Consider the following 23,507-nt stretch of genomic DNA (forward strand, 5'->3'; position numbering starts at 1 on the left):
TAACTTTAAGGGCGTTGTACAATTGTCGCTACGCCTTGTCCACCGCCGATACAAAGTGTTGCGAGACCTGTTTTTACGTCACGCTTTTCCATCTCGTGTAAAAGTGTCACTAAAATACGTGCACCACTAGCACCAATTGGGTGACCAAGGGCAATCGCTCCCCCATTTACATTTAGTTTATCATGATTGAAGCCAAGTTCGCGATCGACAGCAATCGATTGTGCTGCAAACGCCTCATTTGCTTCGATTAAATCAATATCTTCTAGTGATACATTCGCTTTTGCCAGCACTTTTTTCACAGCTATTACAGGGCCAGTTCCCATAATCGATGGATCTACACCTGAGCTCGCGTTAGCTGTAATTTGCGCTATCGGTTTTAGGCCTAACTCAAGTGCTTTTTCTTTTGACATGACCACAACTGCAGCTGCACCATCATTAATGCCCGATGCATTCGCTGCTGTCACAGAGCCATCCCTTTTAAATGCTGGGCGCAGTTTCGATAATGATTCCACTGTTACCTCGGCACGAGGGAATTCATCTTTAGCAAAAATGATTGGCTCTCCTTTACGCTGTGGAATTTCAACCGGGACGATTTCATTGTCAAACTTACCTGTTGCCATTGCAGTTTCAGCACGCTGTTGTGAACGTGCTGAAAAGGCATCCTGCTCCTCACGTGAAATCCCATACGCATCACATAAATTTTCAGCTGTAACACCCATGTGATAATCATTAAATGCACACCATAAGCCATCGTGAATCATTGTATCGACAAGCTTTTGATCACCCATGCGTAAACCTTCACGCGCGTTTTTTAATACATACGGTGCTTGGCTCATATTTTCAAAACCGCCAGCAATAATAATATCCGCATCGCCTGCTAAGATTGCTTGTGTTGCTATATGTACTGCCTTTAAGCCTGATCCACATACTTTATTAATCGTTAACGCTGGTACAGCATGCGGTAAACCTGCCCCAATAGAAGCTTGACGTGCGGGGTTTTGTCCTAGCCCTGCAGCTAAAACATTTCCCATAATAACTTCATCCACTTGCTCCCCGGTAATACCAGCACGTAATAGCGCTTCTTTGATCACGATGCTGCCAAGCGTTGTCGCAGGTACATCCTTTAATGTCCCTTGAAATGAACCAATTGCTGTACGCACAGCACTTACAATCACAACCTCATTTGTCAAAACCATTTCCCCTTTTCCCCGTTCAAAAATCGATGTCACCTGCATATGCTACTAGCAGATATCTATATTTTAACAAATATTTCGACATTTTTCGATAAAGAATATGTCAGATTTTGTTCTTATATTTCTGTAAAATGTTGTCGTGGTTTATTCAATCTCAGATGGGAACATTACAATGTAAAGAAACAGTTTTGAGGAGGTGTTCAACTTGAAGAAGAAAATGCTTTTATTTTCTACTATTACAACGACCCTTGCCGCTGCTGCAACCGGTTTTTTCGGTTTCGCGCTATCTAATAAGTTGATGTACATTCAGCAAAAGGATCCTGATTTTGTTCGAGAACGTGAGACAACAGCAAAACGTTTCGATGAAGTTTGGTACAATCAACATTTCAAATGCGAATTAAATATTGAATCTCCTAACGGTTACACGATTCGCGGTATACTGTTCCAGCCACTGCAAACAAATAATACGATTATTATTTGCCATGGTGTAACCGAAAATAAAATTAATTCAGTAAGATATGCTCGACTATTTGAACGTCTTGGCTATAATTCAGTTATTTTTGACCACCGACGTCACGGTGATTCGGGTGGCAAAACAACCAGTTATGGACATTACGAAAAATATGATTTGGATGCAGTTGTCAAAACGGTGAAGGCCATGATTGGGGATGATGCAATTCTTGGCATTCACGGTGAATCAATGGGCGCTGCGGCCATGCTCCTATATGCAGGTACAGTCAATGATGGTGCTGATTTTTATATTTCCGATTGTGCGTTTACTGATTTTTCAATACTCCTGAAGAGATTGGCAAAGACCGAATTAAAATATGGTTCGATTATACCTATTCGCTTCGCGGACTTTTTCATTCGTCTACGTGATGGTTACTCATTCAAAAGTGTGACCCCAGCCGAGGCAGTTACACATATTGAAAAGCCTGTGCTGTTTGTTCATAGCCTGCCTGACACGTTCATACCCGCTACGATGTCATTGGAATTATACAATAAAAAAAGCGGTCCGAAGAAGTTAAAACTTTTTGAAAAAGGTGCACATGCTCAGTCCTTTAATGAAAATATGGCTGAATACGAGGATCTTATACATGAATTTTTAGAATCCTTTATTTACAAAAAAATACCGAATGAACCGTCTTCATCAAATGTCATTCCATTTGCTTCTAAATAAAACTTAAATAGAAAAAACCTTGTACAGAAAAACTGTGCAAGGTCTCTTTACTATTCTGCAAAAACAGTATGCCATTCATCGCGTTTTGCTAAAAATTCTTTCGCCAAAGCTTGTGCACCTTCTAAGCTATGGCTTGCTGCCCATCCACATTGCACTTCATTGCACGCTGGCACGGCTGTTGCTTTTGTAACATCTGTAAATGTTTTTTCTAAAATATTGAGTAAGTCCTCGTAATCATTGTGGTTAATGAGGGATACATAAAAACCTGTTTGACATCCCATTGGACTAAAATCCACGATATTGTCTGAGTAATTGCGAATAATGTCTGCCGATAAATGCTCTAATGAATGAAGTGCAGGCATGTCCATATGCTCTTTGTTTGGTTGTTTAAAGCGAATATCGTATTTGTATACTTCATCGCCATTTTTACCAGTTTTCACACCCGCTAAACGAACATAAGGTGCTTTTACTTTCGTATGATCTAAATCAAAACTTTCTACATTTGTTTTTTCCTTTTCCATCATGAACAACTCCTTTAGACTATCTCCCTCTATTATAACGAGAATCTACATGAAAAGTTAGAGTTTTAAGAATAATCTAACACCACCTTTGTTTTTTTGAAGAATGTTGCAACAAATTTACATTTCAATTAGTCGTGTTTCGGTTGTTTTAAAAGTTTGTAATAGATTGAGGATGAATAGATTGAAAATCCTAATAAAGTACCCGATATAGCAGGAAGCAATGAGCTTTCAATATTATTTAACTTAAGACTATAAACAGCTAAATATATGCCTATACCAAATAATAAAACGAAATTGAACACAACAAATCTATATTTGCACATTCTCTTCTCTCCAATTTAAATGATTTCATTATATGCAAATTTTAGCTAACAAAAAAGCAACTAGCCCAATGTTTGGACGAGTTGCTCTTAAAAAAATCCAATTATTTTTGGACTTTATTCATTTGTGCCATCATTTGACGTACTTGCTTTTCAGACGGAGTACGACCCATTTGAGCCATCATCATACGAATCATTTGTTCGTTGATTGGTGGGTTTTCTTTTAAATGTTTCATCATAGCTTGACGTGCGAAATAAAAACCTAGCGCAGTACCTGCCGCTAACGCAATAATTACGATAATAATCCAAATCCAAGTTGCCATCTTGCCAACCTCCTCCACTACAATATACCGAGATAAACTCTCCACGCTCGATTATACACGAAATAGGAGCGTGTTACTATATATAGCAGTGAATTTTCCTAATGCATGTGATACTTCATAGGCTTCAGCCAGCCACACTCATTCTCTTGTTTATTGAAGGCAATGAAACGATCACTCATTTTGGCTAGCATTTGAAACAAATCTAAGTCTAGCATGCGTGATCCCTCACAATAGATGCAAATTTTGCGCTCCACTAAATAAATTGCCATTTTCCCTTTAATCGGATGTTCCAAAAATAGCGCATTTCGTGTTCTTTCTAAATGCGTATATTTCGAATCCAGTTGAGCTTCTAGTACATCTGCAATCTCTTCAAAACGAACGGATTCGCAAATGTACGATAATTCTTTCAAGGATTTCTCATTTGCATCTTCACAACCTTGCATCATTTCAAGTAACTTTCGCTCTCTACCAAAAATAAACGTTAAATGTTCTTCTTTTATTTTATAAATGGAGTAGGTTCTCATAAGAAATCCCCTTTCAATCAGTTTCATTTCCGTAAGTATAGCGAATTCTTTTTCGATTATTTGTCAAACCAAGGAAGCGTTAATCATCTATTTTTGTCGAAAAGTTTCTATATTCCTTCCTTCCTGACTAGTCTCAGCCTCAAGACCTAGATGAAAATCATTTCCTAGTCCGTTTTAGCAAAACGTTCTACCAGGTACTATTAAGGTACAAACGAAAGGAGCAAACAAACATGAGAAAATTTCTATTATTTTCAGGAGGCATCATCGCAGCCATTGTGGCACTTGCCTTAGTTGGACCTTTAGCAGGACTTCTTTTTTCAGGTGTCCTCGTAGCACTTGGTATGCACTTCTACATCTCAAGTCAATCAACATTCACTAAAATCATTTGGATCACAGTAGGTTTAATTGGTGTGCTATCAGCCATATCAAACGTTCCAGCAATGGTTGGTTTAGCAGCCATCGCCATCCTTTATGTCATCTATAAAAAATGGAATGGCGAAAGCGTAAAAATCCCTACAATTGAAGCAAAAGAAGAAGACCCATTTACAAACTTCGAAAAAGAATGGTCAAACTTAACAAAATAAAAGGGCAAAAGCGCCATCGAAGGTTTGGCGCTTTTGTCCAGAAAAAAATAAAAGGAGCGAAACAAAATGAATCTATTACAACGTTTTAAATACACGTTAGAAGCCGATTTACATCAAGTATTAGATAAAAAAGAGAAGAAAAACCCAATCTCGATGCTCAATCAATACATCCGCGAAGCAGAAAAACAAACGGAGCAAACAGGTAAACTGTTAGAACGCCAAGGCCAGTTAAAAGAAAAACTGGAAGTAGAATTCAAAGAAAACACGGAGTTACTAGCAAAACGAGAAGCACAGCTAACACTTGCAACTGCGAGCGGCGAGCAAGATCTAATTGACTTTGCAATGGATGAAGTCGCAGCTTATACTGCACGCAAAAACACATTGCAAGCAAGTATCGAAGCAAGCACACGCGAATTTTTCGAACTTGAACGTAAGTTTGAAACGATGAAGCATAAAATTAAAGACATGAAAGTTCGTCAGTTACAGCTTATGGGCAAAGAAAATGTCACACGTGCACACCACCAAATGGATGGCATGCTTGCCAAAAATAATCAAACAAATTTCGAGGACTTAGAATCATATATCGATAAATTAGCTAACCAAATCGATAAAGATCATGAAGTTACAACTTTCGAAGCACGTCTTGCCGAGCTAGAAAAAAATGCTACAAATGAAAATCCACCACTGCTAATTGAAAATAAATAAAATGTTATAATTATACTAGGGATGCTTCCAAAATAATTTTGAAGCATCCTCATTTCTGTGATAAAAATATAAAATGTTGCCCATTAACTTAAATCCCTAATTGACTTTTTAGAGCAATCTACCTTAAAGATAAGGAGTGTTTATATGGAAACATGTGTAGAAAGCAAGATAAAAGGCGATTTAGTTGAATGATTAAAACGGGGTTATTTTCCTTTTTAGTAATCATTCTCGTATTAATCGTTAGTTTATTTGGCTATCGTTTTTTCGCTCAAGAAAAAATAAAAAATGCAAGTGCTGCACAAATAAAGAATGGTGGAATTAGTGAATTAAAAGAAATTCTTGTAAACGGGGACAAACAATTTATTTTAGTGGATGGAAAAGATAAGACAAAACCATTTTGTCTATTTCTACACGGTGGTCCAGGATCTCCATTTCCATACGGAGTAAGTGCTCGGTCATTATATCCCGAAATAACGGAGAGTTGTGTGGCAGTATATTATGATCAAAGAGGATCAGGGAAAAGTTTTAACAAAGAGTTAAATATAAAAACGATGAACATTGATCAATTTATCGCAGATGCTAATGTTATAGTAGATTATATAAGAAAGCACTATAAACAAGAAAAAATATATCTACTTGGGCAATCGTTCGGAACAGTGACAGGAACGCTATTAGTATCTAAATACCCTGAAAAGTTCCATGCATATTTAGGGATTTCACAATTAACAAGTACCGTTAAAGGCCAAGAAATCGGGTATACTTGGTTGGAAAATGAAGCTACTGAGAAGGACGATAAAAAAACACTTCAAACCCTACAAGACTTAGGTGAAGGTCCTTATCTAGATGAAAAAGAGGATATCTTTAGTGGACTTATTGATCAGTATAGAGGGATGAATTATTATGATGAAGATGTAGAAAAAGTTAATCTTTTTAATTTAGTAAAAGGGGCTTTCATTTCCCCTGACTACTCTCTACCTGATATATATCATTCTTTCATTACGGGGCCTAAGCTCAGTCTTATTGAAAGTAAAGAACTAAAAGAAGAAATTATCCTTACAGATTTTTTTCATACAATAAAAAAAATAGATGTACCTATCTATTTTATTCAAGGGAAATATGATAAACAGACTAACTATGATTTAGCGAAACAGTACTATGAGTTATTAGACGCACCAAATGGCAAGGAATTTATAACATTAGAAAATTCCGCTCATTACCCTAATACCCTTGATTCTGAGATTATCATTCGCACTATCAAAGAGATGGTAGTTAAAGAAAATTGAAATACATCTGCTTGAATGATAAAACGTTTTTCGAGGGAAGCATCTCGTCTTCTCTCACATATTTTTGTAGAAAGAAGGTGCATCCCTTTGCAAAACTTTAACACGAATAAACTCTCTTTTTGGGTAATATGCTTCTTTTTACTTCTCTTTATTGAGTTGACGATTTTCAATAATGGCGGTGCTTTTTCGCTATTAATTGGGGCTGGCCTACTCTATTTTAGTTATTCAAAAAACAGTAAATTTTTTAAATGGCTCGGTATTTTCTTTATTGCCATAGCGCTCTTTACGATGTGGAGTTTGCGCTTATTTATCGTATTCCTGTTCTTATATATGCTTTATAACTACTTACAAAAAGAAAACGAGCCGAAAATTGTCGGTCATGCGCTTTTTGACAAACTACCTGCGACAAAAAATGAACTGTTTGGTACGACACCAGCTCCCATTGAGGCATTTAAATGGCAAGACGTCCAAATTCAGCGCCTTGCTGGTGATATTACTATTGATACGACACAAACCATTTTACCTGCTGGAACTAGCCTAATTTCGATTCGCCAAGGGATCGGTAAAGTACAAATCCATGTACCTTACGAAATTCCGTTCCGCGTCCAATATACGACACTGTTTGGTGACATCAAATGCTTAGATTTCGGTCCCCAACGTTTACTCAATGAAAGTGTGACGTTTACAGACGGCGAGCCTGAAGATGCAAAGCGCAAACTCATCATTCACGTTGCGACATGGCTTGGCGATTTGGAGGTGACTCGTAAATGATTGCTTTCATTTCAAGAGTGTTTACCTTGTTCTTTCTATTTGTAGGTGCAGCTTTTGGTTTACTATTTTTAATATGGGGGAAGCCGAACGAAAAAGTATGGCAACCGTTATGGCAACAAACCTATGATGCTATTCCACTAGGTGGCGTGATTGTCATCAGTCTCTTTGTATTAAGTCTAGTGATTGCAGGGTGGATTAGCTCAACAGCTAGAACAAGAGAAGCTCAGGCAACACGCTTTGTAAAACAATTAGTCGAGCCTGACTTTGTGATACCAAAGAAACAACCACTACCAAAACCACTGAAAAAAGCACTAACACAAACAAGTGAACTAATCGACACACAACGTAAAAGTTTACAACGTCTTACCAATGAACGAGCTGAAGCAAATGATAAAGTGATTCAAGAGCAGATTATTGCAGAACGTCAGCGTCTAGCTCGTGAACTGCATGACTCCGTTTCTCAGCAATTATTCGCCGCTTCCATGCTTTTATCGGCCTTAACAGAAAGTAACGAAAACCCAACAGGATTAAAACAAGTGGAAAAAGTTGTACAACAGGCTCAGCTTGAAATGCGTGCGCTACTGCTACATTTACGTCCTGTCGCGCTGCACAATAAAACACTCGCACAAGGTTTAGAAGAACTTATTATTGAGCTACAACAAAAAGTTTATTTTCATATAGAATACGAACTCGAGGAAATGGCCTTAACAAAAGCGGAGGAAGATCATTTATTCCGAATCGCACAAGAAGCACTATCGAATACATTGCGTCACGCAAAAGCGAGTGAAGTAGAGTTACTCCTTGTCGCACGTAATGGCTTAGCGATCTTACGTATTCAAGATAACGGCCTCGGCTTTAACATTGAAGACGATAAGTCCACATCTTATGGTTTGAAAAATATTGCCGAACGTGCCGTTGAAATCGGCTGTACGTATAAAATTGTTTCTGTACCCGACGTAGGTACGATTGTAGAAGTAAAAGTCCCATTGCAAAAGGAGGTCGAGCCAGATGATTCAAGTTCTGATCGTGGATGACCACGAAATGGTGCGCATTGGCGTTTCTGCCTATTTGTCAGCGCAACCTGATATAACTGTCGTCGGTGAAGCTGAAAACGGCAAACAAGCGGTGGAGCGTGCACTTGCTCTTCGCCCAGATATTATTTTAATGGATAATGTCATGCCCGTTATGACAGGTCCTGAAGCCACTGTGGAAATATTAGCAGCCTGGCCCGAAGCGAAAATTATGATGGTCACTAGCTTTTTAGATGATGACAAAGTATATCCTGCTTTAGAGGCAGGCGCTGTCAGTTATATTTTAAAAACTTCCAATGCCAAGCAAATTGCCGATGCCATTCGTAAAACAATGGGCGGTGAAACCGTATTAGAGCCCGAAGTAACTTCCAAAATGATGCACCGCATGCGTTACGGTTCAAGCACACCATTATTTGAACAGCTTACAGAACGAGAAATGGAAGTACTATTGTTGATGGCAAAAGGAAAGGCCAACCAGGAAATTGCGGATAACTTATTCATTGCATTGAAAACCGTGAAAACACATGTTAGTAATATTTTGGCGAAACTTGAAGTACAAGATCGTACACAAGCGGTGGTTTATGCGTTTCAAAATGGTTTAGCGAAATAACTGGAAGCTTATCGGCTATATTGTGAGGTCTACCGGCTATTTTTGATGTTCTATCAGCGATTATGGGGAGTTTATCGGCGATTCTGACTTTGTTATCGGCGATATTTATCATTCTATCAGCTAAAAGAGGACTGCATATTCTAGAAGAATACAGTCCTCTTTTTGCTAAACTCCTAAATGTTCGCTTAATTCTTCACTAACCTGATTTACTTCTTCCTCATCTAATATGTAGTACCAATACTTATCAATTGTTTGTCCAACGCCATTCTCGAATTGCAATTGTTCGATTTTACCATCTAACTTACCATACAATTTTTGCAAGTCCATCAATTGAGAAGCGGTAAAATTCATTTTGACATTATCACCGAGCACCTTAAATATATCGTTTAGTTGCAGTAATATTTTGGGGTTTTTCGCTTCAGATAGCAAGGCTTCAAGCAATTGCTTTTGTCTTACCTGTCTGCCAAAATCACCTCGAGGATCTTCATATCGAATTCTTGAAAACACGAGTGCTTCATCTCCATTTAGTGTGATTTTACCTTTAGGAAAACTATATTTACCGTGAGCTAAATCCATATCATTATTTATTTCAATGCCATCCACTACGTCAATTATCGATAAAAAGCCTTCCATATTAACCGCAACATAGTAATGAATAGGAATCGATAATAGATGCTCAACTGTATTGATTGTCATGGAAATACCGCCACGCGCATAGGCATGATTGATTTTTTCTGTCGTGTTATTGCCAATTATGTCAACACGTGAATCCCTTGGAATGCTAAGCATTTTAATTGTACCTATTTCCGGATTTACTGTAGCGACGATCATTGTATCCGTTCTCCCACTATCACTTTTCCGTTCATCAATCCCTAGAAGTAATACAGAAAACGGCTCTGAATGAGGTGTTTGATCTGATGTTGCCATATTAGATGCTCCCTTTATTTCTTCTGACCCATTCATCTTCACCAATGCCTTTTTAAAAGAGTAATAATTTGTACTAGCCCATGCTATGCCGATGAATACAACAAATAAGGAACCAAATAAAATCAGTTTTTTCATTCGCATTCTTTTTCTCTTCGTAGTTCGTGTTATTTTTTTATCCATTATTATCTCTCCAAAAAAATCCATTTTTATATACTATAACGCAATTCCCCAACAATAGTTCCTTTTTATAAGTTAATCCTTTTATAAAAATGATTAACTAGGGCTCTTAAAGCGTCAATTTGTATGGGATGATCCCCGCTTCGTAATGAAAAATGATTAAAACGAAAGGAGGGAGTACTATCTCCCCTCCTTCCATTTTATAGATGAATAATATCAGGCGTATTGATTAATCAATTTTAACCACCACTATTAAAATGGGAAGTTGATTTCCGCTAGGATGCTCACTTTCCGCAGGCAAGCATATTCCGCTAAAATCAACAAAAAAATTTAGAATGAAAAGGACTTTTACTTATTTATAGGCACAGTCTTTATACAAAATAATAGTTGTTTATATTGCCTTTTCGAAAACATCCAAAAATAAAAAAATACCGCAACGCTCTTATTAGAGCATTGCGGTATTTTTAACTGTATTCAGTCTAAGTCTTTTACCTAAATAGGTTGGGCAATGAATAATGATTTCAACCTTTATTCATTAAGTGCTCAAACACCGACTGAATACAGTTAAAGCCTCTGGCAGATGTCATGGATTTTGAAAGGAGTTAATTGTGCAAGCACAATTCAAAATCCAGACACAATTACGCCGAGGCGCAATTGAGAGTAAATTAAAGTGCTTTCACTTTTGCTACAACATTTTCAACTGTGAAGCCGTATTTTTCCATTACTAATTCGCCTGGTGCAGATGCGCCGAACTTGTCGATTGCAAGTACGTCACCTTCGAAACCAGTGTATTTATGCCAGCCGAATGATGAGCCCATTTCGATTGCAAGACGTTTTGTTACAGCTTTTGGAAGAACTGATTCTTTGTATGCTGCGTCTTGTTTTTCGAAGCGATCCATTGAAGGCATTGACACAACTGCTACATCGATACCTTCAGCTTTTAATGCTTTTTGTGCCTCTACAGCTAGTGAAACTTCAGAGCCTGTTGCAATGATTAGTGCATCTGCCACTTCTTTAGATGCTGGTGATACTGTGTATGCACCTTTTTTAACGCCTTCACGAACTGTGTCGATTGAAGCGTTAAGTACTGGTAAGTTTTGACGAGATAAAACTAAAACAGTCGGTGTTTTTTCAGCAGATACAGCAAGTTCCCAAGCAACTGCAGATTCGTTTGCATCAGCTGGACGAATCACAGAAAGATTTGGCATCGCGCGTAGTGATGCTAAATGTTCAACTGGTTCGTGTGTAGGGCCATCTTCCCCAACAGCAATTGAGTCATGTGTGAACACATAAGTAACAGGTAGACCCATTAAAGCTGAAAGACGGATAGCTGGTCGAACATAGTCAGAGAATACGAAGAACGTACCACCGAAGACATTTACACCACCGTGAAGTGCCATACCGTTCATAGCTGCTCCCATTGCAAATTCACGTACACCAAACCAAATATTACGGCCTGCGTAGTCGTCTGCTGAGAAGTCGCCTGCACCCTTCATAGTCGTTTTGTTTGAACCAGCAAGGTCCGCACTACCACCGAAGAATGAAGGTGTTTTCTTCGCGATTGCATTGATTGCATCACCTGAAGAAGAACGAGTTGCAACAGATTTACCTACTTCATATACAGGTAATTCTGATGCGAAGTCTTCAGGTAATTTACCGTTCATCGCATTTTCGAATTGTGCAGCTAATTCAGGGAATTCAGCTTTATACGCTTCGAATTTTTTATTCCAAGCCGCTTCAGGTTGAGCACCTTGCTCTTCAGCTGCTGCTTTATATGTGTCATACACTTCAGCAGGAATTTGGAATGGCTCATGTGGCCACTCATAAGCCGCTTTTGTTAATAGTACTTCGTCTGAACCAAGTGGTGCACCGTGTGAATCTGATTTACCTGATTTATTTGGTGAACCGAAACCAATGACTGTTTTTACTTCGATGATTGTTGGTTTACCTTTTGATTTTTTTGCTTTTTCGATTGCTTTATTAATAGCTTTAATATCGGTACCATCAGCTACATGGATATAGTTCCAACCGTATGATTCAAAGCGTTTTTCAATGTTTTCAGAGAATGATTTTTCTAAATCACCATCTAAAGAAATATCATTTGAATCGTAAAGTACAATTAGTTTTTCTAATTTCAAGTGACCTGCTAAAGAAATTGCCTCAGCAGCTACACCTTCCATTAAGTCACCATCTCCGCAAAGTGCGTATGTGTAGTGGTCAACGATTTCATGACCTGGTTTGTTGTAAGTTGCCGCTAAATGACGCTCAGCCATTGCCATACCAACTGACATAGCAATCCCTTGACCAAGAGGACCAGTAGTAGCTTCTACTCCAACCGTATGACCGTATTCAGGATGACCTGGAGTTAATGAGTCCCATTGACGGAAGTTCTTAATTTCCTCCATTGGTAAGCCGTAACCACCAAGGTGAAGTAAGCTATATAAAAGCATTGAACCATGACCTGCTGAAAGTACGAAACGGTCACGGTTAGCCCATTTAGGATTAGCAGGGTTGTGACGAAGTTGTTTCGTCCAAAGCGTATAAGCCATTGGCGCTGCCCCCATTGGTAAGCCTGGGTGGCCTGAGTTTGCTTTTTCAATTGCATCGATTGACAATGTTCGGATAGCATTTATCGCTAGTTGATCTGCATGTTGAGTCATAATATTGTGACATCCTTTCTCGTCCTATATATTGTTCTTTTACAGTTTAGTCAAGATTGCATTAGAAAACAATGCTTTTGTTATACTAATTAGGATTTGTGACATACTAAATAAAAAATGTGTCACATTAATTTAAAAATTTATTTTTTTTAGCTTTTCTTACCTTTTCCGGAGTTACATCATTACCGGCTTCATCGACTACTTTTACATTTTCAATTGTATCACGCATTGTCGCACGGAAGGTGGCTAAGTATTCTTGGCGAAGGGCTGTTCGTTCCTTCGCTTCTACTTCTGTTAGGTTTCCCGCTTTTGCTTTAGCTGATAATTCATTGATTCGATTAATTTTTTCTTTCGATAACATTATTCCACACCTCTTTCGTACTTATACTACTACAAAAATATGCAAAAAAGATTAGAAGTGCAAATTATTTGCCCTCTAATCTCTCTTGGTATTCTTGATATCTACGGTGCACAGTAGCTTTACTTACGTTAAAACCTAAGCCTCTGAGAGTTGTGGCGATTTCTTGAAAAGTGAAGCCTTTGTTGCGTAGCTGAATAATTTCTTCAATCGGTACTTCTTTTCGCTCTTGGCCTAGTGGGTTTCCGCGGTTAGATAGATTCTTTTCAGGACGATAGCCATTTTCGACAGCACGGCGCATGCCTCGGCGAATTTTCGCATTATGAATCTTGCGCTGATACTCTTCTACAATTGCTAAAATCTCTAGCAACATGGTGTCCATTTCATTTAACTGAACTGTCCCTGCATCTTGCATCGAAAAGACATCCGTTTCCGTTTTTTGCAGTAAATGTAGAACAGCCATACGCGCATTGCCTCGGCCTAAACGTGTTTCATCTTGCACAAACAGCGCACTTACGCCTTCTTCCTTAATAAAATCTAACATTTCAAGGAGCCCTTCACGCTCTACATCATAACCACTATGCTTGTCTTTAAAGACACCTTTCACCTTGTAATCCTGCTGTTTTGCATAGCTTACAAGTTCTTCTTCTTGTCGCTCCAGTGAGGAGCTTTGCGTTTCTTTTTCGGTACTGACACGGCAATAGACGACAGCCGATCGTTGTTCATTCATCATTGTGTATTTCTCGCAATTTCAATTGTATTGATGGGCTTGGCATGATCGCCAACGACTGGAATGATTAATGACTTTCCTGCCACGATTTTCACATCTGTTAATTCATTTTTTAGTTTAACGATTTGTATCCACTCATCTGTAGCCATTTTACCACGATGTTGTTCTCCTAACGACCATAAGCTATCGCCATGTTTAATATGAATTTCTGTATATGTAATATCACCAGGATCGGTTATTAAGAGATATCCTGCAAATAACACGCAAGCTCCCAGTAAAATAGAAATATGTACGTTTTTTTTCATCCAATTCATCAACCATGTCCCCTTTTTTCGAATACTTGTTCGGAATGTATGTTCTCATAATAAAACGAACAAACGTTTTTGTCAAACACTTTTCGAACCTATGTTTGCATACGTGTTCGCATTCTGCTATACTACTTTATAAGTAAAACGAGTACATAAAGTTAAAGAGGTGAGCATTATGAAAAAAGTTTCGAAAAGGCAAGAGGACATTTTGGCATTCATTAAAGAAGAGGTTCGCGCTAAGGGCTATCCACCATCTGTACGTGAGATTGGAGAAGCTGTAGGCCTTGCTTCTAGCTCGACTGTGCACGGACATTTAGCACGTTTAGAACAAAAAGGTTTAATTCGCCGTGACCCAACAAAACCACGCGCTATCGAAATCTTAGAACCTGAGGATACTATTCAAAAGCAAAGTGTCATTCACGTCCCTTTAGTTGGTAAAGTTACAGCCGGTTCACCGATTACAGCGATTGAAAACATTGAGGAATATTTCCCGTTACCAGACACATACGGTACGAGTGAAGATCAATTATTCATGCTAGAAATTATGGGTGAATCAATGATTGACGCAGGCATCTTAGACGGTGATTTAGTTATTGTAAAGCAAAAATCAACAGCAAATAACGGGGACATTGTTGTAGCGATGACAGAAGAAGACGAAGCAACAGTTAAACGTTTCTACAAAGAAAAAACGCATTTCCGCCTACAACCTGAAAACGCTACAATGGAACCAATTATTGTGAACCAAGTATCGATTTTAGGACAAGTAGTTGGCCTATATCGTCGCGTACACTAGTAAATGACAAAGCTGTCCCATTAGTCAGAAACTGACTGTATCGGACAGCTTTTTTTGTCTTTAGGCTTTTTTCTTATATTTCAAACTAGCGGCTACGAAGGCTTTAAATAGTTTTTTTGCTTCATTATCTCCAGCAAGCGCTTGTTCTTCCGGATGCCACTGCACGCCTAAACAAAATGGTAATGATTCATGGTAGACGGCTTCGATGATCCCATCATTCGATTTTGCTGCAACCTTCAATGTGTCACCTAACGCATGAATCGCCTGATGATGAATGGAATTGACCGCAATTTTCTCTTGATCGATGATTTTCATCAAGACATTATCTTGCTCAATATTTACATAATGCGTCGCAACACCGCGAGCTGCTTGCTGGGTATGCTTTAATCGTTTACTACTGTGATATTCCGAATCAATATCCTGATAAAGCGTGCCACCTAGTGCAACATTAAGCACTTGAATACCACGGCAAATCCCGAAAATAGGCATTTGTTTTGTAATCGCAGCGTGTATCAGGGCGAGCTCAACCGTATCTCGTTCAGGATGAATCTGCCCTAATTTAGGCGATGGCTCTGCGCCAAAATGAAATGGATGCACATCATCACCACCAGATAGTAATAACCCGTCTGATATAGACAAAATCTGCGCCACATCCGCCTCTACTCCAAGCGGTAGAATTATCGGAACTCCACCCGCTTCTAGTATACTCTTACTATATGCCGCATTTAAACGCGAAGATAGATCATCCTCAGCACAAGCAGTGATTGCAATGATCGGTTTCAAACAACAACCCCCCATATAGTTTACTTTCTACCATAGCCCTAAATACCAATTAGTAATGGCATCACCATAAAAAAAGACAATGATAGCAGCTAATGCAATCGATGGTCCAAATGGCACAGGTGTTTTTCTCCCCTGTCCTCGTGCACGTAAAATTACGATGCCGACTATCATTCCTATTACTGCCGCTAAAAACAGCGTCAGTAACGATCCTATTGTGCCGAGCACGAGCCCGATTAAAAAGAATAACTTAATATCGCCACCGCCCATGCCACCCCGTGACAAAACAGCAATACTATATAATATGCCAAACCCTACAACTGCACCTAGTAAACTATCCCACCACGGCGTTAACGGTGAAAGAATTCGCCCTATGACTAGCAGGGGTAAAAAGAAAAGCAACACCTTATCTGGTATCAACATATAAGCGAAATCCGACACGACAATGATCACTAATAAAGAAATAAATAAAATCGCCACTGCAAACTCTGCACTAAATCCAAGCTGCCAATAAGCAAAAGCAAACAACACACCTGTTACAAGTTCCATGAACGGATAAATCCACGAAATCTTTTGCCCGCAACCTCGACACTTCCCACCTAAAAATAAAAATGAAAGCACCGGTATTAAATCTAGCACCGTCAATTGACGTTGACACGTCGTACAATGCGAAGGTGGCGACACAATCGACTCCTTCATTGGCACACGTAACCCAACCACGTTAAAAAACGAGCCAAAGACAAGCCCAAACACAAAAACCATTATTGTATAAGCGATTTCCATAATGTAAATCCTCCTAAACTAATAGACGCCCATACTATTTACGTATGCGCGCCTACTTACTATTTTTCCCCTTCATAATAGAACGTCGTCACCTGGATGGTTGCGGTCACTGTTGGATCTGCATCCTCTTGGAACTTATCTTCTTCCCCAGGTAAAGAAATATCTAACGCATCAATTTTCATGATACGTTCAATTTTTTCAATTTCTTGTAAGTAACTATTTAATGATTTCATATCAAGTGCAGCAATGTCCATACTAAACGTAACAAGCTTTAATGCGGCCGGCAAAGATTCTTTCGCGATAGTCGAAACAGGTAGCTCATCAGTTGTGGCCTCTGGATCTTCTTCTGTTGGCTGAGTATCAGTTGTATCTCCGTCTGTCACAGGTGCATCCTCATCTACTACCGGTGCGTTCGGATCCGTAATCGTTGAATCTAACACAAGTGAATCATAGTTATTAAAGCTAATCGATTCCACCAACGTACCCGTTACAGCTTCAATTTCCGCTATATCCAGAAGCACTTTTTCAATTGCGCGCGTTTGAGGTACTTTTTTACGGAGTGTTACATTATTTGTCGCAGAAGATTGTTGCGTTTCCTCTACTATAGCTATTTGCTCTTGTAAACTCGTTATCTCTTGATTTAAAGTGCTGACCGTACTTTCCTTTGCCTTCACATCATCCAGTTTTGGTGTTAACACATAGTAATACACCGCAAACAAAACGGCGGCAATTAGAGCGGTCAAAAGGAGGATGGCTGAATTTTTATTACTTGTTATAGAATTCATCCTTTTCCTCCTTTAGCTAAATAAGCATAGTCGATAAACAACTTAACGGTCACTGTATAACGTGGTATTTCTTTGAATTTATCTTCCAACCTCTTGTCTTCCGTTTGTTCCCCAAGTGCTACTTCAAAATTTTCTATTGTGTCTACTTGAGTATCTCTAAAATAATCGCTTGTTCCAAGTTTTTCTACATATCTTGAAATATCATTCATCGTCTCAAAATCAATCGTCACAGTTACACTTTCTTCATCAAAAGTATACCCACGTACATAAGTATGCTCAGGTAAAAGCACTAGTGTTTCAGCTATTAATGGTGTGACGGGATAGGATACGTTTTCTACAAATTTCACAGATTGCGCAAGTGATCCTGCGTTAATATTATTCTTTGCATCGAGCTCTTTTTGAAGCTCCTCACGTTGCGTTGTTAACTCTTGCTCCTGCTTAGATAAAGTAGTGATATCACTTTTCGCTCCAAAATATAAGAAAATCATATAGGCTAGGACAATCGCTGTAATCCCTATTAACAAGGCATATAGTAACGTTGGAGCAGCCTTCTTCTTTTCTAAATTAGGCAAGAGGTTTATTTCTGGTACCATCAGTTAACCTCCTTTAGCGCAAGTCCAAGTAAAGTGGCAAATGGCTCCGTAAATTCTGGGAACTGCTTTTGAATGATCGAATCGTTTAATACTTTTAATGGCGTATCAAAATTATTACTTAATAAATCAGCAATGGTCTGTAATATTGGATTATCTCCTAAAATAATAATTTCATCGACTGATTTTTCACCTTTATGTAAAGAGAATTTAAAGAAGTTCATCATACGATCGATTTCGAGCACCTGATCCGTCACGACCATGCGATACTCTTCTTCTCCACCTATATGCTCAAATGAATAGCTATTTTCACCAACTGGTTCCGCCTTCCAATCGGCTAAATTCGTTTCAATCGATTGGTAGCGCAGAAACTCCACGTTACCTTGTGAGAAAATACTAATTGACAGTTCATTAATCGACCAATCGGCTATTAAATAGGTCTTATGCGCATCTAGAAACTGCATATGTTCTAGTAATCGAATATTGCATAAGCCCCGAATATCGGCAGCTTGAGGCTCTAAGGAGGCATCTAAAAACATCCCCATCATCTTATTGACTTCTTCAGAAGGTGCCGCATACAACATAGCTTGTCCGTCACCTGGTTTTGGATCATAAACATCAATTAAAGGTTCATGGAACGGTAAATGAATCGACTGGCCAAGCTCCATCTCGACATATCCTTTTAACTGATGTGGCTCAACATCACTTGGATGATCAAAGTTTTTTAAAAGTACCGAAGTATCCGGCACGAACATTCGCACATTTTGCTTCTTGCCCGCCCATTTTGTGACATGCTCTTTAATAATTTCATACAACGCCATCTCATCTGAAATAACAGCACCCTCTACGATACCACGCTCTAAAGGAAGCTCATAGCCTTTCCAAAGCGATGTGTCAGGCCCCTTTGCTACAATCGCACGCAATACATAATCTTTTATTTCTATTGAAATATGTGACTTCTTTTTTTTGTTGAACATGAAACCCCCCCTTTCCCATAAAACAATATCATTTTTCTTTATTAGTACTTAGTTCTTTATTTGAACATCCAACAGATTATTGGATGTTCTAAAAAGAGCCAAATATTATTCTTTAATTGCTTCAGGTGTTCCGCTACCTTTTTGATCATCTTTATTAATACCAGCAATAGTTGCAGCTGTAAAAGTAGCTGTCTTAGCTCCTGAATATTTTACTGCTCCAGTTAATTTATTTCCACCAGCGGCTTTAGTAACTTCATCCGTTGTAGCAGTTTCAAATAAGCCAGCATTATCTAAATATTTAGCAGCTTTTAATGCTGCAACATCAACTGTCCCTCCATCTGCTGTGCCTTCATCAGTAAAATAAATATTAGCCGCATTAAGAACATTTATAGCATCAGCTTTTGCAGCATTATACTTTGAGTTTTCGATAATATTCCCAATCGCTGGAACAGCAATTGCGGCTACAATCGCTAAAATTACGATAACAGCTAGTAACTCGATAAGCGTTAAACCTTTTTCATTTTTTAACATTTTTTTGTTCAGTAATTTTTTTAACATGTTTGTTCCTCCTTAGTATTATATATTAGTGCAAAACACGAACACCCTAATTTTCCGTAAATCTTTTTTGCATCACCCCTTTCAATAATATAGAAAGAACATTACATATTTTCATACATCGAGAACATTGGCATCATGATGGCCATGACGATTGTCCCAACTATAGCTGCTAGAAAGACAATCATTAACGGCTCAATGAGTGATTTCAGCGTATCTACCGTACGATCAACTTCATCCTCATAAAAGTCTGCTATTTTTTCAAGCATATAATCGAGTGAACCAGTTTGCTCTCCGATTGCTGTCATTTGCGTGACAAGCGGCGGGAAAATCCAACTTTTTTCAAGTGGTGCCGATAATGTGCTACCAGATTCTAAACTCTCTCTCGCTTCTAGCACAACCTTACCAACTACCGGATTCCCCACAACTTTTTCGACAATCGTCAATGCCTGTAAAATCGGAACAGCGCTACTAAATAATGAAGATAATGTCCGTGTCATCCGGGCAATAACATTCTTCTGTAATAACGGTCCAAATACAGGTATACGCAGTAACAATAGGTTTACAGAATAGTTAAACTGTTTGTTTCCTTTGTATGCCATTCTAAATCCAACAACAGCAGCGATGAGGACAGCTAATATTAGCCACCAATATGCTATTAAGAAATCACTAATCTTTAAGATGAATAATGTCAGGGCAGGCATTTCACCGCCAAGGTCATCAAACATTCCAACAAATGTCGGTACGATGAAAATCATCAAGAAAAATGTAACGGCAATGGTAATAACCATTAATACTGCTGGGTAGGTCATCGTTGACTGTACCTTTTTCTTAATGTTATAGGACTTTTCAAACGTCATCGCTAAACGCTCTAATGTATTGTCGATATTGCCGGTAACTTCACCAGAGCGCATCATATTGATGAACAATGGTGGGAATACTTTTGGATGCTTTGCAGCAGCGTCAGAAAATGACAGCCCTCCTCGAATGTCTTCCTCCACCTGTCCAAGTGCCTTTTTCAGCGGTTTACTTTTTGATTGGGTCCCTAAAATACGCGTCGACTCAACAATTGAGACACCTGCTCGAATGAGGGTTGCATATTGTCGACAATAAATGACGAAATCTTGGTGTTTGACTTTGCCACCCACCACTAAGTCTTTGTGCAATATGCTTTTTGATTCTTCTAGCTCCCGTGCGTTAATGCCCTGTTCACGTAATTTCTCGATGGCTACTTTTTTATTCGTCGCATCAATAATTCCCTTTTTTAAAACACCAGTTTTTGAGCGCCCACTATAACGAAAAACGGTCAACTGTAATCACCCGCATTCATAAACGGTCTTGCATCCTCAATGGAGATCTTCCCCGACGAAATGAGCTGCTGCATAGATGATTCTAATGTGTGCATCCCAAGCGCCCTACTCGTTTGCATGACACTTGGAATCTGGTGAATCTTTTCGTTACGAATAAGGTTTGAAATGGATGGGGCTTGTACTAAAATTTCCGTTGCCGCGATACGCCCCTTTGCATCCTTTCGAATGAACAAGCGCTGTGACACAATTCCGACTAGTACATTTGCTAGCTGTACTCGAATTTGGCTTTGCTGATGTGGTGGGAAGATATCAATAATACGGTCAATCGTAGTGGCAGCACTACTTGTATGTAATGTCGCCATGACTAAGTGACCTGTTTCTGCAGCTGTTACCGCTGTAGAAATCGTTTCGAGGTCACGCATTTCCCCCACAAGAATAATGTCTGGGTCTTGACGGAGCGCCGCACGTAATCCATTTGCAAAGCTCATCGTATCGACTCCGACCTCACGCTGATTAATCACTGATTTTTTATGTGTGTGTAAATATTCAATTGGATCTTCAAGTGTAATAATATGCTTCGCTTTATTCGTATTAATATAGTCAATCATTGCGGCAAGTGTTGTTGATTTACCAGAACCTGTTGGACCTGTTACTAAAATAAGCCCTTGTGGTTTTTCCGCAAGCTTATACAGTACTTCTGGCATGTTAAGTGATTCAATAGATGGAATCTTTGCATCAATTAAACGGGCTGCAATCGTTACTTCATTGCGCTGATGATACGCATTTACACGAAAACGACATTTCCCTGCTAATGAATAATTAAAGTCGGTTTCACCCTTCTCCTCAAATTCTTTCACTTTGTAGTCTGGCAAAATCTCAAGAACCATTGTTTTTAAATCTTCAGAAGTTAACGTAAAATCACCGTATTGCTCGAGCTGCCCGTGCACACGATATACCGGTGGAATACCTACTGTTAAATGTAAATCTGAGTTTTTTTCTGTATAGGCTCTTTCTAGTAAATCGATAATTGATATTGTTGATCCCACAGTCATCACATCCTAATCTGCGTTGGCTACGCGAAGTACTTCAGACGTTGTTGTTTGCCCATCTATTACTTTTAGTAAACCGTCCACTACTAAAGTATTGTAGCCCTCTTGCTTCATGTAATCGCGAATGACATTATCTCCACTGCGACTTAATATATAATCTTTTATTTTACGATTGATCGGCAAAATCTCATGTATCGCTAGACGACCACGATAGCCAGTCTGATTGCAAGATGGGCAACCACGGCCACGTTTACCGTATGTCGCTCCTTCAATGCCGTTTGCTTGCAGAATTTCTAGTTCCCGATTTGTAAATGCATACTCCTCAGTACAGTCTCGACAGATGCGACGCACTAAACGCTGTGCCATAATACCCACTAATGAGGAGGATAATAAGAAGGGTTCGATGCCCATATCCTGCAAGCGTGAGATCGATTCCACCGCACTATTTGTGTGTAGTGTACTTAATACCAAATGTCCGGTTAAAGACGCCCGCACTGCAATTTGCGCTGTTTCTAAGTCACGAATTTCCCCGATCATTACAATATCCGGGTCTTGACGTAAAATAGAACGTAAACCAGCTGCAAATGTAAGGCCAACCTCTTCCTTTACTTGAATCTGGTTAATGCCATCGAGCTGATACTCAACTGGATCTTCTACCGTAATAATATTGACGCCCTCTTCATTTAGATTACTAAGTGCCGCATATAAAGTAGATGATTTACCCGAACCAGTAGGTCCTGTAATAAGCATGATGCCATTTGGTTGCGCAATCATTTTGCGGAAGATCGCCTCGTTTTTTTCACTAAAGCCGAGCTTGTCAATATCGTTTGCAGCAGTACTTAAATCCAAAATACGCATTACGACTTTTTCACCGTAAACAGTTGGTAACGTCGATAAACGAATATCAACAGGTTTAAAGTTCACATTCGCTTTAATACGACCGTCCTGTGGAATACGGTTTTCCGTAATATTTAAATTCCCCATAATTTTAATACGAGCTATTACAATATTTTGCATATGCTTCGGCAATGAACGCTCTGTTCGTAATACACCATCTACACGGTAGCGTACGCGTAATTCTGTTTCTTGTGGATCAAAATGGATATCACTCGCTCTTTGGGCGACACCATTAGCTATAATTTGATTCACCAAACGCATGATTGGCGAATCTTCTTTTTCAATTTCTTCTAGCGTCTCGCTGCCCGATGCACCTAAATCCGACAGTGCCGCTTCCATCGACTCTTGTAAATCGTAATACTTTGTAATTGTTCGATATAAATCGTCCTTCGCGGCAATACTTGTTTCAATTTGGCAACCAGTTGCCATACGAACCTCTTCAATCGCAAAGTAGTCCATTGGATCAGCCATAGCGATGAAAAGCTTATTTTTTTCTTTTCGAATCGGCATAATATTTGCTCGTTTTGCCAATTCTACTGGAATTAGTTGAAGCAACTCAGGACTAATCGAATATTGGTTTAAATGAATATGTGGAATACCCAGTTGGAATTCTAACACTTCAATTAATTGTTGCTCTGTTAAAATATTTTCTTTAATAAGAAAATCTCCGAGTTTTTCATCCCGCGATTTTGTCTTAAGTGCATATTCTAATTGTTCCTGCTGCATTACGCCTGCACTGACAAGCAAGTCTCCTAAACGTTTACGTCCAGTATTTATAGCCAT

Annotated in this window: 26 protein-coding genes; 8 read left to right on the forward strand and 18 right to left on the reverse strand. The window is 38.9% G+C overall.

What is annotated here, in order from left to right; genetic code table 11:
* Window positions 1–5: 5 nt before the first annotated feature.
* Entirely contained in the window at window positions 6–1,196 is a 1,191-nt protein-coding gene (locus tag AEA09_RS12480) for an acetyl-CoA C-acetyltransferase (RefSeq protein WP_053584159.1), read from the reverse strand.
* 202 nt (window positions 1,197–1,398) lie between these two features.
* Between AEA09_RS12480 and AEA09_RS12485 the strand changes: the two genes are divergently transcribed.
* A complete protein-coding gene (locus AEA09_RS12485) occupies window positions 1,399–2,373 on the forward strand; it encodes an alpha/beta hydrolase (RefSeq protein ID WP_053584160.1) in 975 nt (324 codons plus the stop codon).
* A 50-nt stretch (window positions 2,374–2,423) separates the two neighbouring features.
* On the opposite strand, the gene AEA09_RS12490 is transcribed toward AEA09_RS12485, so the two are convergent.
* The 3 genes from AEA09_RS12490 to sirA all read right to left on the reverse strand — a co-directional run bounded on the left by AEA09_RS12490 (window position 2,424) and on the right by sirA (window position 4,061).
* On the reverse strand, window positions 2,424–2,894 hold the full coding sequence (locus tag AEA09_RS12490) for an S-ribosylhomocysteine lyase (protein WP_053584161.1): 471 nt from the start codon (window positions 2,892–2,894) through the stop codon (window positions 2,424–2,426).
* Between the two features lie 424 nt (window positions 2,895–3,318).
* Window positions 3,319–3,537, reverse strand: coding sequence for a YneF family protein (locus AEA09_RS12495; protein ID WP_053584162.1), 219 nt, complete (start codon window positions 3,535–3,537; stop codon window positions 3,319–3,321).
* A 98-nt stretch (window positions 3,538–3,635) separates the two neighbouring features.
* Window positions 3,636–4,061: a sporulation inhibitor of replication protein SirA gene (sirA, locus tag AEA09_RS12500; RefSeq protein ID WP_053584163.1), complete on the reverse strand. Its 426-nt coding sequence runs from the start codon at window positions 4,059–4,061 to the stop codon at window positions 3,636–3,638.
* 230 nt (window positions 4,062–4,291) lie between these two features.
* On the opposite strand from sirA, the gene AEA09_RS12505 reads away from it, so the two are divergent.
* From AEA09_RS12505 to AEA09_RS12530, 6 genes are all read left to right on the forward strand, one after another.
* The gene (locus AEA09_RS12505) at window positions 4,292–4,645 is read left to right on the forward strand and encodes a lmo0954 family membrane protein (protein ID WP_053584164.1); all 354 of its coding nucleotides are present in this window, start codon (window positions 4,292–4,294) and stop codon (window positions 4,643–4,645) included.
* 66 nt (window positions 4,646–4,711) lie between these two features.
* On the forward strand, window positions 4,712–5,350 hold the full coding sequence (locus tag AEA09_RS12510) for a PspA/IM30 family protein (protein WP_053584165.1): 639 nt from the start codon (window positions 4,712–4,714) through the stop codon (window positions 5,348–5,350).
* Between the two features lie 188 nt (window positions 5,351–5,538).
* Window positions 5,539–6,633, forward strand: a complete 1,095-nt coding sequence (locus AEA09_RS12515) for an alpha/beta fold hydrolase (protein WP_053584166.1) — start codon at window positions 5,539–5,541, stop codon at window positions 6,631–6,633.
* An 87-nt stretch (window positions 6,634–6,720) separates the two neighbouring features.
* Window positions 6,721–7,404, forward strand: coding sequence for a cell wall-active antibiotics response protein LiaF (gene liaF, locus AEA09_RS12520; RefSeq protein WP_053584167.1), 684 nt, complete (start codon window positions 6,721–6,723; stop codon window positions 7,402–7,404).
* On the forward strand, window positions 7,401–8,438 hold the full coding sequence (locus AEA09_RS12525) for a sensor histidine kinase (RefSeq protein WP_053584168.1): 1,038 nt from the start codon (window positions 7,401–7,403) through the stop codon (window positions 8,436–8,438). Before liaF ends, AEA09_RS12525 begins: the two co-directional genes overlap by 4 nt.
* Complete coding sequence (locus tag AEA09_RS12530) at window positions 8,413–9,045, forward strand: response regulator transcription factor (protein ID WP_053584169.1); 633 nt, start codon at window positions 8,413–8,415, stop codon at window positions 9,043–9,045. The genes AEA09_RS12525 and AEA09_RS12530 overlap by 26 nt, the downstream gene beginning before the upstream one ends.
* A 165-nt stretch (window positions 9,046–9,210) precedes the next feature.
* On the opposite strand, the gene AEA09_RS12535 is transcribed toward AEA09_RS12530, so the two are convergent.
* The 5 genes from AEA09_RS12535 to yneA all read right to left on the reverse strand — a co-directional run bounded on the left by AEA09_RS12535 (window position 9,211) and on the right by yneA (window position 14,211).
* Entirely contained in the window at window positions 9,211–10,152 is a 942-nt protein-coding gene (locus tag AEA09_RS12535; protein ID WP_053584170.1) for an LCP family glycopolymer transferase, read from the reverse strand.
* Between the two features lie 662 nt (window positions 10,153–10,814).
* A complete protein-coding gene (gene tkt / locus AEA09_RS12540; protein ID WP_053584171.1) occupies window positions 10,815–12,809 on the reverse strand; it encodes a transketolase in 1,995 nt (664 codons plus the stop codon).
* 127 nt (window positions 12,810–12,936) lie between these two features.
* Window positions 12,937–13,170 carry a DUF896 domain-containing protein gene (locus AEA09_RS12545; protein ID WP_053584172.1) on the reverse strand — a complete coding sequence of 78 codons (234 nt, stop codon included), beginning with the start codon at window positions 13,168–13,170 and terminating at the stop codon, window positions 12,937–12,939.
* A 64-nt stretch (window positions 13,171–13,234) separates the two neighbouring features.
* A complete protein-coding gene (locus AEA09_RS12550; protein ID WP_053584173.1) occupies window positions 13,235–13,900 on the reverse strand; it encodes a YneB family resolvase-like protein in 666 nt (221 codons plus the stop codon).
* Window positions 13,897–14,211: a cell division suppressor protein YneA gene (gene yneA / locus AEA09_RS12555; protein WP_053584174.1), complete on the reverse strand. Its 315-nt coding sequence runs from the start codon at window positions 14,209–14,211 to the stop codon at window positions 13,897–13,899. The genes AEA09_RS12550 and yneA overlap by 4 nt, the downstream gene beginning before the upstream one ends.
* 169 nt (window positions 14,212–14,380) lie before the next feature.
* On the opposite strand from yneA, the gene lexA reads away from it, so the two are divergent.
* A complete protein-coding gene (lexA, locus tag AEA09_RS12560) occupies window positions 14,381–14,998 on the forward strand; it encodes a transcriptional repressor LexA (protein WP_053584175.1) in 618 nt (205 codons plus the stop codon).
* Window positions 14,999–15,058: 60 nt separating this feature from the next.
* Here the strand turns inward: lexA and AEA09_RS12565 are convergent, their stop codons facing one another.
* The 9 genes from AEA09_RS12565 to AEA09_RS12605 form a co-directional block, all read right to left on the reverse strand.
* The gene (locus AEA09_RS12565; RefSeq protein WP_053584176.1) at window positions 15,059–15,781 is read right to left on the reverse strand and encodes a gamma-glutamyl-gamma-aminobutyrate hydrolase family protein; all 723 of its coding nucleotides are present in this window, start codon (window positions 15,779–15,781) and stop codon (window positions 15,059–15,061) included.
* A 27-nt stretch (window positions 15,782–15,808) separates the two neighbouring features.
* Window positions 15,809–16,561 carry a prepilin peptidase gene (locus AEA09_RS12570; RefSeq protein ID WP_053584177.1) on the reverse strand — a complete coding sequence of 251 codons (753 nt, stop codon included), beginning with the start codon at window positions 16,559–16,561 and terminating at the stop codon, window positions 15,809–15,811.
* Window positions 16,562–16,620: 59 nt separating this feature from the next.
* On the reverse strand, window positions 16,621–17,346 hold the full coding sequence (locus AEA09_RS12575; RefSeq protein WP_053584178.1) for a hypothetical protein: 726 nt from the start codon (window positions 17,344–17,346) through the stop codon (window positions 16,621–16,623).
* Window positions 17,343–17,939 (reverse strand): PilN domain-containing protein, encoded by a 597-nt coding sequence (locus AEA09_RS12580; RefSeq protein WP_053584179.1) that lies wholly within the window; start codon window positions 17,937–17,939, stop codon window positions 17,343–17,345. The genes AEA09_RS12575 and AEA09_RS12580 overlap by 4 nt, the downstream gene beginning before the upstream one ends.
* Window positions 17,939–18,913, reverse strand: a complete 975-nt coding sequence (gene pilM, locus AEA09_RS12585; RefSeq protein WP_053584180.1) for a type IV pilus biogenesis protein PilM — start codon at window positions 18,911–18,913, stop codon at window positions 17,939–17,941. Before pilM ends, AEA09_RS12580 begins: the two co-directional genes overlap by 1 nt.
* A 105-nt stretch (window positions 18,914–19,018) precedes the next feature.
* On the reverse strand, window positions 19,019–19,471 hold the full coding sequence (locus AEA09_RS12590) for a type II secretion system protein (RefSeq protein WP_082332648.1): 453 nt from the start codon (window positions 19,469–19,471) through the stop codon (window positions 19,019–19,021).
* Between the two features lie 101 nt (window positions 19,472–19,572).
* Window positions 19,573–20,778: a type II secretion system F family protein gene (locus AEA09_RS12595; RefSeq protein WP_053584181.1), complete on the reverse strand. Its 1,206-nt coding sequence runs from the start codon at window positions 20,776–20,778 to the stop codon at window positions 19,573–19,575.
* Window positions 20,775–21,824, reverse strand: a complete 1,050-nt coding sequence (locus AEA09_RS12600; protein WP_281176726.1) for a type IV pilus twitching motility protein PilT — start codon at window positions 21,822–21,824, stop codon at window positions 20,775–20,777. The genes AEA09_RS12595 and AEA09_RS12600 overlap by 4 nt, the downstream gene beginning before the upstream one ends.
* A 12-nt stretch (window positions 21,825–21,836) precedes the next feature.
* Window positions 21,837–23,507: a GspE/PulE family protein gene (locus AEA09_RS12605; RefSeq protein WP_053584183.1), complete on the reverse strand. Its 1,671-nt coding sequence runs from the start codon at window positions 23,505–23,507 to the stop codon at window positions 21,837–21,839.

Origin of the sequence: Lysinibacillus contaminans, from assembly GCF_001278945.1 — a bacterium.
Lineage (GTDB): Bacteria > Bacillota > Bacilli > Bacillales_A > Planococcaceae > Lysinibacillus > Lysinibacillus contaminans.

What these genes read in the sequence shown, in the direction of transcription:
- AEA09_RS12480 (WP_053584159.1), bottom strand. Translation starts at nt 1,196, where the DNA reads ATGGTTTTGACAAATGAGGTTGTGATTGTAAGTGCTGTGCGTACAGCA.
- AEA09_RS12490 (WP_053584161.1), bottom strand. Translation starts at nt 2,894, where the DNA reads ATGGAAAAGGAAAAAACAAATGTAGAAAGTTTTGATTTAGATCATACG.
- AEA09_RS12495 (WP_053584162.1), bottom strand. Translation starts at nt 3,537, where the DNA reads ATGGCAACTTGGATTTGGATTATTATCGTAATTATTGCGTTAGCGGCA.
- sirA (WP_053584163.1), bottom strand. Translation starts at nt 4,061, where the DNA reads ATGAGAACCTACTCCATTTATAAAATAAAAGAAGAACATTTAACGTTT.
- AEA09_RS12505 (WP_053584164.1), top strand. Translation starts at nt 4,292, where the DNA reads ATGAGAAAATTTCTATTATTTTCAGGAGGCATCATCGCAGCCATTGTG.
- AEA09_RS12510 (WP_053584165.1), top strand. Translation starts at nt 4,712, where the DNA reads ATGAATCTATTACAACGTTTTAAATACACGTTAGAAGCCGATTTACAT.
- AEA09_RS12515 (WP_053584166.1), top strand. Translation starts at nt 5,539, where the DNA reads ATGATTAAAACGGGGTTATTTTCCTTTTTAGTAATCATTCTCGTATTA.
- AEA09_RS12525 (WP_053584168.1), top strand. Translation starts at nt 7,401, where the DNA reads ATGATTGCTTTCATTTCAAGAGTGTTTACCTTGTTCTTTCTATTTGTA.
- AEA09_RS12530 (WP_053584169.1), top strand. Translation starts at nt 8,413, where the DNA reads ATGATTCAAGTTCTGATCGTGGATGACCACGAAATGGTGCGCATTGGC.
- AEA09_RS12535 (WP_053584170.1), bottom strand. Translation starts at nt 10,152, where the DNA reads ATGGATAAAAAAATAACACGAACTACGAAGAGAAAAAGAATGCGAATG.
- tkt (WP_053584171.1), bottom strand. Translation starts at nt 12,809, where the DNA reads ATGACTCAACATGCAGATCAACTAGCGATAAATGCTATCCGAACATTG.
- AEA09_RS12545 (WP_053584172.1), bottom strand. Translation starts at nt 13,170, where the DNA reads ATGTTATCGAAAGAAAAAATTAATCGAATCAATGAATTATCAGCTAAA.
- AEA09_RS12550 (WP_053584173.1), bottom strand. Translation starts at nt 13,900, where the DNA reads ATGATGAATGAACAACGATCGGCTGTCGTCTATTGCCGTGTCAGTACC.
- yneA (WP_053584174.1), bottom strand. Translation starts at nt 14,211, where the DNA reads ATGAATTGGATGAAAAAAAACGTACATATTTCTATTTTACTGGGAGCT.
- lexA (WP_053584175.1), top strand. Translation starts at nt 14,381, where the DNA reads ATGAAAAAAGTTTCGAAAAGGCAAGAGGACATTTTGGCATTCATTAAA.
- AEA09_RS12570 (WP_053584177.1), bottom strand. Translation starts at nt 16,561, where the DNA reads ATGGAAATCGCTTATACAATAATGGTTTTTGTGTTTGGGCTTGTCTTT.
- AEA09_RS12575 (WP_053584178.1), bottom strand. Translation starts at nt 17,346, where the DNA reads ATGAATTCTATAACAAGTAATAAAAATTCAGCCATCCTCCTTTTGACC.
- AEA09_RS12580 (WP_053584179.1), bottom strand. Translation starts at nt 17,939, where the DNA reads ATGGTACCAGAAATAAACCTCTTGCCTAATTTAGAAAAGAAGAAGGCT.
- pilM (WP_053584180.1), bottom strand. Translation starts at nt 18,913, where the DNA reads ATGTTCAACAAAAAAAAGAAGTCACATATTTCAATAGAAATAAAAGAT.
- AEA09_RS12590 (WP_082332648.1), bottom strand. Translation starts at nt 19,471, where the DNA reads ATGTTAAAAAAATTACTGAACAAAAAAATGTTAAAAAATGAAAAAGGT.
- AEA09_RS12605 (WP_053584183.1), bottom strand. Translation starts at nt 23,507, where the DNA reads ATGGCTATAAATACTGGACGTAAACGTTTAGGAGACTTGCTTGTCAGT.